The sequence below is a fragment of the Rhodanobacter sp. Soil_C_14 genome, assembly GCF_057657335.1.
The window spans coordinates 48,920-61,329 of record NZ_JBDGIQ010000003.1; the positions used below are offsets into that span (position 1 = coordinate 48,920).

Here is a 12,410-nt window from a genome sequence, read left to right on the forward strand (position 1 = left end):
CGCCGGTTACACTGCACCATTCGGTGCGGAGCAAGCGTGATGAGCGAGTGGGCGAGTCCTTCGGGTTTCGAAGCCGGCCAGCTTTGGCGTGGCGACGGCTGGCTGGCCGATGGCCGGTTCGGGTTGTCGCCCGACGGTGCGCTGCTCGTCCCATCGACCGGGCCGCAGGCCCCGATCGGCTCGTGGGTGTTGCCGGGCATGCCGAACCTGCATTCGCACGCGTTCCAGCGAGCGATGGCCGGCCTGGCCGAACGTCGCAGCAAGGCCGACGACAGCTTCTGGAGCTGGCGCGAGACGATGTACGCGTTCGCCGCGGCGATCACGCCGGAGCAGCTGAAGGCGATCGCCAGCCAGCTCTACGTCGAGATGCTGAAGTCCGGTTACACCCGGGTCTGCGAATTCCACTACCTGCACCACCAGCCGGACGGCACGCCGTACGCGCAGCCCGAGGCGATGTCGCTGGCGCTGATCGAGGCGGCGCGCGAGGCCGGCATCGGGCTGACCCTGCTGCCGGTGCTGTACATGAGCGGCGGTTTCGATGGCCGGGCGCTCACCGCGCGGCAGCGCCGCTTCGGCCATTCGGTGGACGGCTATCTGCGCCTGCTGGAAAGCCTGCGCGCGCACGAAGACGACGCGGTGCGCGTGGGCATCGCGCTGCACTCGCTGCGCGCAGTGCCGGAACAGGCGCTCGCCGAGGTGCTGGCCAGTCCGCTGGCCCGCACCGGTCCGATCCACATCCACATCGCCGAGCAGATCGGCGAAGTGCAGGATTGCCTGGCCACCCGCGGCGCCCGTCCGGTCGAGTGGCTGTTCGAACATGCCGACGTCGACGAACGCTGGTGCCTGGTGCACGCCACCCATCTGACCGAGGCGGAAGCCGCGCAGCTGGCGCGCAGCGGCGCCGTCGCCGGCCTGTGTCCCACCACCGAGGCGAACCTGGGCGATGGCCTGTTTCCGCTGGCCGACTTCCTCGACGCCGGCGGCACGCTCGGCGTCGGTTCGGATTCGCACATCTCGATCTCGCCGGTGGAAGAGCTGCGCTGGCTGGAATACGGCCAGCGCCTGGCCACCCGCCACCGCAACATCGCGGCGCGCCGGCAGGGCGACAGCGTGGGCGAGACCTTGTGGCGGGCCGCCCTCGCCGGCGGTGCCCGGGCCAGCGGCGCGTCGGTCGGCGAACTGCGCGCCGGTGCCCGCGCCGACCTGATCGTGCTGGATGACGCCTCGCCGCTGCTGGCCGCCCGCGACACGCGGTCGCTGATCGACAGCTTCCTGTTTTCCGGCAACACGCCGCTGGTGCGCGACGTGATGGTCGGCGGCCGCTGGCAGGTGCGCGATTTCCGGCATCGCGACGAGGCCGCCATCGCGGCACGCTACCGCGCCGCGGTGGGCGCACTGGCGGCGCGCTGAGGCAGCACGGCGGAAGATGAATGCCGGCCATCGACTGATCGCCCCGGCGTCATCGGCGTGGACGACAGCGGCGTTCTGACGGACACCTGCCACGAATGGAGTGTCCCATGCGTCGAATCACCTCCTGTCTTGCCCTCGGCGTGCTGCTGGCGGGCAGCGCCTCGCTCACCGGCTGCATCGTGGCGGCGCCACGTCCGGTCGCCCACGTGAGGGTGGTGGAGCCTGTCCACGCCCGGGTCTGGGTGCCCGGTCATTGGGGCCCCCGCCGCGTCTGGGTCGGCGGCTACTGGCGCTGACGCCTCCGAGGTCAGCGCCGCCGGCATCGGCGGCGCTGGCCCCTACGCACGACCGACGCGATTTGCCACACTCCGTTTTTCTGTCGGCGTGCCTGCATGCGTTCGAATGCCTTGCTCGCGGTGGGACTGGCGTTGTGCTCGGCGCTGTTCTTCACGCTCACCTACGTGCTCAACCGCAGCCTGGTCGCCGGTGGCGGGCATTGGGCGTGGGCGGTGATCCTGCGCTACCTGCTGACCTTGCCGATGCTGGCCGTGGTGCTGCCGTTCCAGGGCGGGCTCGGTGAACTGCCGGGGGAATTGCGCCGGCATGCGCGGCCGTGGTTGCTGTGGAGCGGCGTGGGTTTCGTGCTGTTCGGCGTGCCGTTGACCTGGGCGGCGAGCAGCGGGCCGTCGTGGCTGATCGCCGGCAGTTTCCAGACCACCGTGCTGGCCGGCCCCTTGCTGGCGCCGCTGATCTATCGCGACGAACGGGCGCGCCTGGCCTGGCGCACGCTGGCGATCGGCGCGCTGATCGTGGCCGGCGTGTTCGCGCTGCAATGGGGTCACGCCCAGGGCCAGCTGCATGCCGGCGACTGGCTGGCGATCGGCGCGGTGGTGCTTTCCGCATTCGCCTATCCGTTGGGCAATCGGCAACTGTTGTTGCATCTGGAGCAGGGGCCGACGCAGCTGAACGCGGTGCAGCGCGTGTTCGGCATGACGCTGTGCAGCTGGCCGCTGTGGCTGCTGTTCGCGGTGATCGCGTGGTTCACCGTCGGCCCGCCGAGCTTGCGCGAGGCGCTGCTGGCCGGCGGCGTGGCGCTGTCCTCGGGCACCATCGCCACCATCCTGTTCTTCCGCGCCACCGACATGGTGCGCAGCGAACCGACCGCGCTGGCCGCGGTGGAGGCGATGCAGGCCGCCGAGCTGCTGTTCGCCACCGTGCTCGGCGTGCTGTTCCTCGGCGAGGCGTGGCCGCGCGGCTACGCGCTGTTCGGCGCGCTGGCGATCATCGTCGGCATCGCGCTGTTCGGCTGGGTCAGCGGCCGTGGCGCGGCGGGCGACGACGAGGCCGTGCGTGCATTGCGCGGTGATCGCAGCGCCTGAGCGGCTTATGCTTGCGCGATGCCCACGTCCCCAGGCAAGACAGACACCATGAACCACGAAGCGGAGCCGGCTCCGTACATCCACCACGGCACGCCCGCGTTCCGTCACACCAACCTCGCCCTGTTCGCCGCCGGCTTCGCCACGTTCGGACTGCTGTACTGCGTGCAGCCGCTGATGCCGGAGTTCAGCCGCCACTACGGCGTCAGCGAGGCCGGCGCGGCGATGTCGCTGTCGTTGACCACCGGCGTGCTGGCGTTCGCGATGCTGTTCGCCGGCGGCTTGTCCGATGCGTGGGGACGCAAGTCGATCATGGTGGCCTCGTTGCTGGCCTCGGCCGTGCTGGTGCTGGTCACCGCGCTGATGCCGGACTGGAACGCGCTGCTGCTCGTGCGCAGCCTGCTCGGCCTGACCCTGAGCGGTTTGCCGGCGGTGGCGATGACTTACGTCAGCGAGGAGATGCACCCGGAATCGGTTGGCTTGGGCATGGGCCTGTACATCAGCGGCAGCGCGGTGGGCGGCATGGGCGGGCGGCTGATCTCCGGCGTGCTGGCGGACTTCTTCGGCTGGCGCGTGGGCGTGGCGACGGTGGGCCTGGTCGGCGTGCTGGCGGCGCTGATCTTCTGGCGCGTGTTGCCGCCGTCGCAGCACTTCGTGCGGCAGCCGCTGCGCTGGCGCAGCCTGCTGGCCCGCTTCGGCGGCATGTTCCACGACCGCGGCCTGCCATGGCTGTTCGTCGAGGGCTTCCTGCTGCTCGGCGCCTTCGTCACCGTCTACAACTATCTCGGCTACCGCCTGCTGGCGCCACCGTACAACCTCAGCCAGACCGTGGTCGGACTGATCTTTGGCATCTACCTGATCGGCACCTTCAGCTCGGCGTGGATGGGACACCTGGCCGGCAAGCTGGGCCGGCGCAAGGTGTTGTGGACCGCGTTCGCGCTGATGCTGCTGGGCGTGGCGCTGACCATGACCACGCCGCTGCTGCTGGTGATGCTGGGCATCGTGGCGATCACGTTCGGCTTCTTCGGTGGCCACTCCATCGTCAGCAGCTGGGTCGGCCGCCGCGCCGGCGCGGCGAAGGCGCAGGCCGCTTCGGTCTACCTGTTCTGCTACTACATGGGCTCCAGCATCGCCGGCGCCAGCGGCGGGCTGTTCTACGCCGCGCACGGCTGGAACGGCGTGGCGCTGTTCGTCGGCGCGCTGGTGCTGGCGGGGCTGCTGATTTCGCTGTGGCTGTTCCGCCTGACGCCGCTGGTCAACGTGGCGACGCCGCCCACGCCGATGAGCAAGGGCGCGATGGGGTAGGGCCTGCGTTGCGCTTGCCTGGCTCTTTCACCTGCGTGCAGGGGAAGCCGGGAAGGGTGCTTTTGATGTTGCGGGACTGGCGGGAAGAGCGAACCCCACCCCAACCCTCCCCTGCGTGCAGGGGAGGGGGGGGAGGCTCAGCGCGACGCAGGCTTGAGCATGTCCTTCACCGCGTCGTAGCTGCCGTCGTTCGCCGCGGCGGGAATCCCCAGCAGATGGGTCATCAGCGGATAGACGTCCAGGTTCGGGAACGCGGGCACCTTCGCGCCGACGCGGAACGCCGGGCCGTGGGCCACGAAGATTGCTTGCATCAGCGGTTCGGCATTGTCGAAGCCGTGCTCGCCCAGGCTCACCCGGCCCTTGCGCTTGGCCGCGTAGTCGGTGGTGGTGATGCGCCAGTGCACGTTCGCCAGGCACAGCAGTTGCGGCACGCGTGCGTTGTGGCCGTAGGCCAGTCGCGCCGGCACGCGGGTCTTGTCCCAGCACTGCATGTGCGCCTGCGGCTGCTCCAGGGTCTGTTCGATCTGGCGGAACGCGGCGCGGTCCCCGGCGCTGTCCGACTTCGGATTGAACCCGGCCAGGATGCCCAGGCTCACCGCGTGGACCTGGTCCAGCGGGATCAGCGTGTCGATCATCACGTTGTTCGCTTCGGGCACGGTGGCCATGCCGTGGTCAGACACCACGATCAGGTTGATCCGCTCGAACAGGCCGCGCTGCTTCAATCCGCTCACCAGCTGCGCCAGCGCCGCGTCGGTTTCGCGCAGCGCCTCGTTCACCTGGGGTGTATCGGGGCCGTAGACGTGGCCGGCGTGATCGACCCCGTCGAAGTACAGCGTGAGGAAGCTGGGCCGCTCGGCGACAGGCAGGTCCAGCCACGCCAGCACCTGGTCGACCCGCTGGGCCGGCGTGACCGCACCGTCGTAGGCCAGCCAGTGATCGGGGCGATGGCCGTGGATATCCGCTTCCGAACCGGGCCAGAACATCGTGGCCGTGCGCAGCCCATGCTGGTCGGCGGTTTCCCAGATCGGCGTGCCCTCGGCCCACCAGCGACCGTCGCTGATCGCCTTGCGGCTGCTCAGCGAGAACTTGCCCAGCTGCGGGTCGAACATCGTGTTGTTGACCACGCCGTGGTGGTCCGGGGTCAGGCCGGTGACCAGGGTGTAGTGGTTCGGGAACGTCAGCGACGGGAACGCCGGCTGCATCGAGGCGGCCTGCACGCCACCGCGGGCGAGCATCGCCAGGGTCGGGCTGAGCCCGCGCTGCATGTAGTCGTGCCGATAGCCGTCGATGGAAATCAGCAGCACGGGCGCGGGCTTGCCCGCCGCGTCGGCGATGGCAGGTGTGGCTGCGGGGCGCTGCGTGGCGCAACCGAAGCTGAATGCTGCCAGGGAGCAGAGCAGCAGGCGAAACAGGATTTTCATACGGACAACCTTACGATGCATTGAAACCAACTGCACATGATCGCGCACCCTCATGACCAATACACGTCTTGATCGACATTCCTGGACGAAACGCTTGCTGATGGCCGGCCTGGTGGCGCTCGTTCCGCTGGGCACGGCGGCGGCCTGGCAGTCCACCGCGCAGCCGGTGATCCGGCCGGTGTCGCCCAGTGTGCGGTTCCAGCAGGCTGCGCAGCAGCAGAAGACGCGCGACGACCTGCAGCAGAGCCAACTGCAGCAGCAGTTGCACAATGCCGTGCAGGACACCGCGAAGCGTCCGTCCGCGAATGACCCGCGCGCACTCGAGCAACTGGACAAGGCCCAGCAGGCGCAGCGCGACCGTGACCGCGCCGCGCAACAGGATCTGCTCGATCGCCAGCGCGACCAGCAGAACGTGCAGCCCTTGCCGCGGGTCGTGCCGAAGGCGCTGCCGACCTCCGCGCAGGGCGGCTAAGCCGCGCGGCTCCTCCTGGAGCCTGTGAAGAAAACCACTTCCTGTGGTTTTCTTCTATCGCGAGCCCGGTACACGCCCGGACTCGCTCACATGAAACAGTCACTTGCATGACTGCTTCATGCTCGGCCCTCATGGCCGACCTGAGAGGTTGAAAAAAACTCACAACCTCTCAGCCGAACAGGTCGCCGTGCGCGATGCGCTGCTCCAGGTTCAGCAGGTAGCGCTTCGTCGGCAGGCCACCGCCGAAACCGGTGAGGCTGCCGTCCGCGCCGATCACGCGATGGCAGGGCAGCACGATCGGCAACGGGTTGCGTCCGTTCGCGGCACCCACCGCCCGCACCGCCAGCGGCTTGTCGATGCGCCGGGCCAGTTCGCCGTAGCTGATCGTGATGCCATACGGAATCCGTCCCAGCTCCTGCCACACCTCCAGCTGGAACGGCGTGCCCACCGGATGCAGCGGCAGCTCGAAGTGCTGGCGCTGGCCGGCGAAATATTCCTCCAGTTGCACCCGGGCGAACTGCAGCGGCGCCGCCGCGCGTACCCAGCCCGGATGCGCCTGCTTCGGGTGCCGTTCGCGCTCGAACCAGACCTGGCGCAGGCCATGCTGGTCCGCCACCAGGCGCAGCGTGCCGACCGGGCTGTCCATCTCGTCGTACCAGATCGTGTCGGGGCCAGCGGTCATGCCATCGTCTCCGTCTTGCGTGGGCGAGGTGGCGTGTCCGCGGCACCGCGCCAAAGGTGGATCACGGCGTACGCGCGCCACGGGCGCCAGCGGTTCGCCAGTTCGGTCAGCGCCTTCGTGCCCAGCGGCGTGGCGGATGTCGTCGCCTCGCGGCGCAGGATCAGGTCGGCCGCGGGGAACGCGTCCGGATCGCCGAGCGCGCGCATCGCGATGTAGTGCGCGGTCCACGGGCCGATGCCCGGCAGCGCGACCCAGCGCGCCACGAACTCGTCCAGCGATTGGCCCGCCCGAAAATCCACGCGGCCATCCAGCAAGGCCTGCGCCACGCCGCTGATCGTCGCGGCGCGCGCGGTGGTCAGCCCGACCTCGCGCAGATCCGCCGCGGCCAGCGCGGCCGGTGTCGGAAACAGTCGGGTCAGGCCGGGCCACGGCGCCGTCGGCAACGGCTCGCCCCAGCGCTGCACGATCCGGCTTGCCAGCGTGCGCGCCGCCGCCACGCTGATCTGCTGGCCCAGGATCGCCCGCACCGCGATCTCGAAACCGTCCCAGCCGCCGGGCAGGCGCAGGCCCGGCTCGCGGCGGCGCAGCGGGCCCACGATCGGGTCGGCGCGGAACGTGTCGGTGATCGCCTGCGGGTTCGCATCCAGGTCGAACATTCGGCGCAGCGTCGTCACCACGCCGAGGATCTGCGTCGGCTGCGGGCAGTGCAGTTCCAGTTGCAGCGCATGTTCGCCACCCGGCCACGCGCGCAGGCGCAGCCAGCCCGGCGTGTTCGCGGGGCCGAACACGCGTGCGTAGCTGTGCTCGTCGACCTGTTCCACGCCAGGCAACGCGCGGGTGCGCAGGAACGCGAGCAGCGCATCGAACGCATACGGTGGCCGGTAGCCCAGCCGCAACCGCAGCGGCGCGCCCGCCATCGCGCGCGGATGCCGGCGCAATTCGCGCGGCGCGATCCGGTTCGCCTGCGCGAACGCGGCGTTGAACCGGCGCAGGCTGCGGAAGCCGGACGCGAGTGCGACTTCCGTCACCGGCAGCGCCGTCTCCGTCAGCAGTTGCTTCGCGAACAGCAGGCGACGCGTCGTGTGCACGCTGATCGGCGGCGCGCCGACATGCTCGACAAACAACCGGCGCAATTGCCGCGCGCCCACGCCGACCTGGGTGGCCAGCGCGTCCAGCGATTGCTCCGCCAGCGCGCCGGCCTCGATCAGCTTCAGCGCGCGGGCCACCGCCCGGTTGCCGCGCTGCCCTTCGTCGCTGCCCGGCGCCAGCTCCGGACGACAGCGCAGGCACGGTCGGTAGCCGGCCACCTCGGCCGCCGCCGCGTTCGCGAAATAGCGCACGTTCTCGCGCTTCGCGGAAGGCGCCGGGCAGACCGGGCGGCAGTAGATGCCGGTGCTGCTCACCGCGACGAAGAACAGCCCGTCGAAGCGCGCGTCGCGGCTGCGTCGGGCCTGTTCGCAGATGGATGGCGTGGGCAGGGAAGGGGCGGGACTCATGACCTCAGGCTAGCACCGCCGCGTCGTGCAGACTCGCCGTTTTCGGACATCAATACCGCGCGCCTCGATGCGCATGCATCAATGCCGCAGCATCAATGCCGGATGACGGGCAGCGCTGCAGTGTCGCCGTGCGGGCACGCCGCCTCGCGGCCGGCGCGAAATGCATCCGCGTCCGCCGCACTCGCCGGCCTGCCTTCATCACCGCCATCGAACGCGGCGCGCCACACCCCATCCGCCGCGCGCCGCCACGTCGTCGCGAACCGGCCGATCGTGTAGCGTCGCTTCGCGCCCGGTGCCGCGTTCTCGAACAGGTACGCACCGCTGGAATACGCGAGCGTGCCATCGCCGCTCACCACGACCTGTTGCGGATACCAGTCCAGGCGCACCGTCCTGCCCTCGATCATCGGGGCCCAGTGCTGCAGGATCGCCGCACGACCGCGCGTCGGCTGCGACGTATTCGCATCGAACACCGCGTCGGCCATCACGTGCCCGGCAAACGCCGCCGCATCGTGCTTCTGCACGCTCTGCGCGAACGACAACTCGCGCTGCCATACCGCGCACTCCGGCGTCGCCGCCTGCGCCATGGCCGGGGCGATCGCGCACGCCAGCAACACCAGCCCACTCCCACGCAACGTCATCAGCCTGCTCCCCGCGGACCGCCCGCCGCCGCAGGATTCTCCTTGTCCGGGCACACGGCCAGTGCAGGACGGCAGGGGGTGGATGCTTCAGGCCGCGACAGGCGCGGCCGGCGCAGTATGATCGTCGGCGTCGCCAGGGCTGGGGGAGGCCCGCATGACTGCACTGCAACGCGGTTTGCTGATAGCGGCCCTGATCCTGCTGGGCCTAGGCGAGTGGATCTGGAACATGCACCTGGTGCAATCGCAGGTCCGGCAGATGATGCAGGCGCAGGCGTCGAAGCCGCACGACCGCCCGTCGTCGCTGCCCGCGCACAAGTTCACTCGCGAGCAAGGCTATGCGTTCATCGCCGCGCTGAAGAAGGCCGAGGCGATCGCCGATCCGCTGCAGCGTTGCCTGGCCTATCCCGATCCGCCGGACAGCCACTGGTCGCGCGATGCGGTGGTCGCGTATTGCCATTACCGCCTGCAACCGCGGCTCACGTTCGCCGAGGCGCAGTCGCTGATCCAGCACGGCAAGGCGGCCGAGCTCGATCGTCGCCTCGCGGCCGCCCTGCATGCGCAACAGACCGACCCGGACTCACGTGGCCTGCTCGATCGCATCTACCAGGATGCATTCCAGAACGGCTCGTTCGAGGTGCGGCCCACCCTGGACGCGTGGAAGCGCGATGCGCCGGACAGCGCGTTCGCGTTCGCCGCCAGCGGCACGGCCTACGTGTCGATGGCCGCCGAAGCGCGCGGCGAGAACTACCTGAGCGACACGCCGGACAGCCAGGTGCAGGCGATGGACAAGCTGCTGGCCCAGGCCGACAGCGACCTGCGCCGGGCGATCGCGCTGGACCCGAAGGTCACTCCCAGCTACGCCGCGCTGATCCACGCCGGCGGCATGGGCTACGGGCGCGACTATGTCGACGCGGCGATCCGCGATGCGCTGGCGGCGGTGCCCGACGACTATTCCACCTACAGCATGGCGCTGTGGGCGCGCCAGCCGAACTGGGGCGGTTCATACGAAGCGATGGACCAGCTGGCCGCGCAAGCGCGGGCCCGGGCGCCGAACAATCCGCTGATGAAGGTGCTGTCGACGGAGCGGCCGTTCCAGCAAGTCTGGCGCTGCGACTGCAGCGATGCGGACGAGATGGCGGCGTATCCGCATGCGGTCGACGAACTGACCAGCAGCAGCAACCTGCTCGGCATCGGCCGGATGGCCAGCAAGTACCGCGACCAGACCATGGCCCTGATCTACCAGTCCGAAGCGCTGCGCTTCACGCCCGGCGACGAGGACGCCCTCGTGAACCGGGCGTTCGCCCTGGTCGACTACGACGAGTCGGCCTGGGCCGCGGCCGACCTCAGCCAGCTGCTGGACCGCTCGCCCGGCAACACGAGGGCGCTCGACGCGCGCGCGAACGCCTACGAGATGCAGGGTGACTACCGGCGTGCCGAGCAGGACTTCCGCGCCATGCTGGCGCTGAACCCGGGCGACACGCGCGCGCTGGGCAAGCTCGGCGACATGTTCGTCAACTGGGAAAAGAACTGGGACAAGGGCTGGGCCGTGGCCGACCAGCTGATCCGCGAGCAGCCGCAGAACCCGTATGGCCTGCTGCTGCGCGCCGGCATCCAGGAACAGCAGCCGCGTGGCGGCCTGGACGCGACCGTCCAGCAACTGCAGACGCGCTTCGGCAAGGACCCGAACATGGCGAAGATCATCGTGCGCATGCGCGCCGCGGTGGCGCTGCGCAAGCACACCGGCATCGACGGCAAGCCCGCGGCGCCGTGAGCCGGCCTCCGGTTCGACCCGGCCGCTGACCTATACTCGGTGGTCTGACTCACCGGAGCCCTTCGTGATGAACGCACCCACCCGCATCGACACCACCCGCACCATCCGCGCACCGCGCGGCAGCGAGCTTTCCTGCAAGAGCTGGCTCAGCGAGGCGCCGTTCCGCATGCTGCAGAACAACCTCGATCCGGAGGTGGCGGAGAACCCGGCCGAACTGGTGGTGTACGGCGGCATCGGCCGCGCCGCGCGCAACTGGGAGTGCTTCGACGCGATCCTGAAGTCGTTGCGCGAGCTGAATGACGACGAGACCCTGCTGGTGCAGTCCGGCAAGCCGGTCGGCGTGTTCCGCACGCACAAGGATGCGCCGCGCGTGCTGATCGCGAACTCCAACCTGGTGCCGCACTGGGCCACCTGGGAGCACTTCAACGAGCTCGATAAGAAAGGCCTGATGATGTACGGCCAGATGACCGCCGGCTCATGGATCTACATCGGCTCGCAGGGCATCATCCAGGGCACCTACGAAACCTTCGTCGAGATGGGCCGCCAGCACTACGGCGGCAACCTGAAAGGCAAGTGGATCCTCACCGCCGGCCTCGGCGGCATGGGCGCGGCGCAGCCGCTGGCCGCGTCACTCGCTGGCGCGTGCAGCCTCAACATCGAATGCCAGCAGAGCCGCATCGACTTCCGCCTGAAGACCCGGTACGTCGACGAGCAGGCCAGCGACCTCGACGACGCGCTGGCGCGCATCGCGAAATACACCGCCGCCGGCGAAGCGAAATCCATCGCCCTTCTTGGCAATGCCGCCGATGTGCTGCCCGAGCTGGTCAAGCGCGGCGTCAGGCCCGACGCCGTCACCGACCAGACCAGCGCGCACGACCCCGTCAACGGCTACCTGCCGCAGGGCTGGACGGTGGAGCAGTGGTTCGAACGCCGCAAGGCCGACCCCGTCGGAACCGCCAAGGCCGCCAAGCTGTCGATGAAGACCCACGTCGACGCGATGCTGGCGTTCCATGCCCAAGGCATCCCCACTTTCGACTACGGCAACAACATCCGCCAGATGGCCCAGGACGTCGGCTGCGAAAACGCGTTCGCCTTCCCCGGCTTCGTGCCCGCCTACGTGCGCCCGCTGTTCTGCCGCGGCGTCGGCCCGTTCCGCTGGGTGGCGCTCTCCGGCGATCCGGAAGACATCTACAAGACCGACCAGAAGGTCAAGGAACTCATCCCCGACGACGAGCACCTGCACCGCTGGCTGGACATGGCGAAAGAGCGCATCAGCTTCCAGGGCCTGCCCGCGCGCATCTGCTGGGTCGGCCTGGGCCTGCGCGACAAGCTCGGCCTCGCGTTCAACGAGATGGTGCGCAACGGGGAGTTGAAGGCGCCGGTGGTGATCGGGCGCGATCATCTGGATTCCGGCTCGGTGGCCTCACCGAATCGCGAAACCGAGGCGATGAAGGACGGCTCGGACGCGGTATCCGACTGGCCGCTGCTCAATGCGATGTTGAATGTTGCAGGTGGCGCGACCTGGGTTTCGCTGCATCATGGCGGCGGGGTGGGTATGGGCTACTCGCAGCATTCCGGGGTGGTGATCGTTTGCGATGGAACGAAGGAAGCGGATGAGCGGATTGCGCGGGTGTTGTGGAATGACCCGGGGACCGGGGTGATGAGGCATGCGGATGCGGGGTATGGGGTGGCTGCTGAATGCGCCACGGAGATGGGGTTGAAGTTGCCGATGGTATGAGTGCGTGCTAACCGGATCGGGAGCTAAGCAATTATTGCAAGCATTTTGCTTGCAATAATTGAGACGCAAGGATAAAGTGGCCCGTACACCACCGGAGTACG

Annotated in this window: 11 protein-coding genes; 7 read left to right on the plus strand and 4 right to left on the minus strand. The window is 69.1% G+C overall.

What is annotated here, in order from left to right:
* The first annotated feature begins 39 nt into the window (after positions 1-39).
* The 4 genes from AC3A56_RS08755 (at position 40) to AC3A56_RS08770 (ending at position 4,091) form a co-directional block, all read left to right on the plus strand.
* On the plus strand, positions 40-1,410 hold the full coding sequence (locus tag AC3A56_RS08755; RefSeq protein ID WP_487770062.1) for a formimidoylglutamate deiminase: 1,371 nt from the start codon (positions 40-42) through the stop codon (positions 1,408-1,410).
* Between the two features lie 107 nt (positions 1,411-1,517).
* A complete protein-coding gene (locus AC3A56_RS08760) occupies positions 1,518-1,706 on the plus strand; it encodes a hypothetical protein (RefSeq protein WP_157599276.1) in 189 nt (62 codons plus the stop codon).
* A 96-nt stretch (positions 1,707-1,802) separates the two neighbouring features.
* Positions 1,803-2,789, plus strand: a complete 987-nt coding sequence (locus AC3A56_RS08765) for a multidrug resistance efflux transporter family protein (protein WP_487770063.1) — start codon at positions 1,803-1,805, stop codon at positions 2,787-2,789.
* 48 nt (positions 2,790-2,837) lie between these two features.
* Complete coding sequence (locus AC3A56_RS08770) at positions 2,838-4,091, plus strand: MFS transporter (RefSeq protein ID WP_487770064.1); 1,254 nt, start codon at positions 2,838-2,840, stop codon at positions 4,089-4,091.
* Positions 4,092-4,228: 137 nt separating this feature from the next.
* On the opposite strand, the gene AC3A56_RS08775 is transcribed toward AC3A56_RS08770, so the two are convergent.
* A complete protein-coding gene (locus AC3A56_RS08775) occupies positions 4,229-5,512 on the minus strand; it encodes an alkaline phosphatase family protein (RefSeq protein WP_487770065.1) in 1,284 nt (427 codons plus the stop codon).
* A gap of 52 nt (positions 5,513-5,564) precedes the next feature.
* Between AC3A56_RS08775 and AC3A56_RS08780 the strand changes: the two genes are divergently transcribed.
* The gene (locus tag AC3A56_RS08780; RefSeq protein WP_487770066.1) at positions 5,565-5,984 is read left to right on the plus strand and encodes a hypothetical protein; all 420 of its coding nucleotides are present in this window, start codon (positions 5,565-5,567) and stop codon (positions 5,982-5,984) included.
* 169 nt (positions 5,985-6,153) lie between these two features.
* On the opposite strand, the gene AC3A56_RS08785 is transcribed toward AC3A56_RS08780, so the two are convergent.
* From AC3A56_RS08785 to AC3A56_RS08795, 3 genes are all read right to left on the minus strand, one after another.
* Positions 6,154-6,666 carry a methylated-DNA--[protein]-cysteine S-methyltransferase gene (locus tag AC3A56_RS08785; protein WP_056766106.1) on the minus strand — a complete coding sequence of 171 codons (513 nt, stop codon included), beginning with the start codon at positions 6,664-6,666 and terminating at the stop codon, positions 6,154-6,156.
* Entirely contained in the window at positions 6,663-8,162 is a 1,500-nt protein-coding gene (locus AC3A56_RS08790; protein WP_487770067.1) for a DNA-3-methyladenine glycosylase 2 family protein, read from the minus strand. The genes AC3A56_RS08785 and AC3A56_RS08790 overlap by 4 nt, the downstream gene beginning before the upstream one ends.
* Positions 8,163-8,254: 92 nt before the next feature.
* On the minus strand, positions 8,255-8,800 hold the full coding sequence (locus AC3A56_RS08795; protein WP_487770068.1) for a YybH family protein: 546 nt from the start codon (positions 8,798-8,800) through the stop codon (positions 8,255-8,257).
* A 154-nt stretch (positions 8,801-8,954) separates the two neighbouring features.
* Between AC3A56_RS08795 and AC3A56_RS08800 the strand changes: the two genes are divergently transcribed.
* Together AC3A56_RS08800 and hutU are read left to right on the plus strand one after the other, a co-directional pair.
* Entirely contained in the window at positions 8,955-10,571 is a 1,617-nt protein-coding gene (locus AC3A56_RS08800) for a tetratricopeptide repeat protein (RefSeq protein WP_487770069.1), read from the plus strand.
* 67 nt (positions 10,572-10,638) lie between these two features.
* Positions 10,639-12,309 (plus strand): urocanate hydratase, encoded by a 1,671-nt coding sequence (gene hutU, locus AC3A56_RS08805; RefSeq protein ID WP_487770070.1) that lies wholly within the window; start codon positions 10,639-10,641, stop codon positions 12,307-12,309.
* Positions 12,310-12,410 lie beyond the last annotated feature (101 nt).

Coding starts and splice junctions, on each gene's coding strand:
- AC3A56_RS08755 (WP_487770062.1), top strand. CDS start 40: ATGAGCGAGTGGGCGAGTCCTTCGGGTTTCGAAGCCGGCCAGCTTTGG.
- AC3A56_RS08760 (WP_157599276.1), top strand. CDS start 1,518: ATGCGTCGAATCACCTCCTGTCTTGCCCTCGGCGTGCTGCTGGCGGGC.
- AC3A56_RS08765 (WP_487770063.1), top strand. CDS start 1,803: ATGCGTTCGAATGCCTTGCTCGCGGTGGGACTGGCGTTGTGCTCGGCG.
- AC3A56_RS08770 (WP_487770064.1), top strand. CDS start 2,838: ATGAACCACGAAGCGGAGCCGGCTCCGTACATCCACCACGGCACGCCC.
- AC3A56_RS08775 (WP_487770065.1), bottom strand. CDS start 5,512: ATGAAAATCCTGTTTCGCCTGCTGCTCTGCTCCCTGGCAGCATTCAGC.
- AC3A56_RS08780 (WP_487770066.1), top strand. CDS start 5,565: ATGACCAATACACGTCTTGATCGACATTCCTGGACGAAACGCTTGCTG.
- AC3A56_RS08785 (WP_056766106.1), bottom strand. CDS start 6,666: ATGACCGCTGGCCCCGACACGATCTGGTACGACGAGATGGACAGCCCG.
- AC3A56_RS08790 (WP_487770067.1), bottom strand. CDS start 8,162: ATGAGTCCCGCCCCTTCCCTGCCCACGCCATCCATCTGCGAACAGGCC.
- AC3A56_RS08795 (WP_487770068.1), bottom strand. CDS start 8,800: ATGACGTTGCGTGGGAGTGGGCTGGTGTTGCTGGCGTGCGCGATCGCC.
- AC3A56_RS08800 (WP_487770069.1), top strand. CDS start 8,955: ATGACTGCACTGCAACGCGGTTTGCTGATAGCGGCCCTGATCCTGCTG.
- hutU (WP_487770070.1), top strand. CDS start 10,639: ATGAACGCACCCACCCGCATCGACACCACCCGCACCATCCGCGCACCG.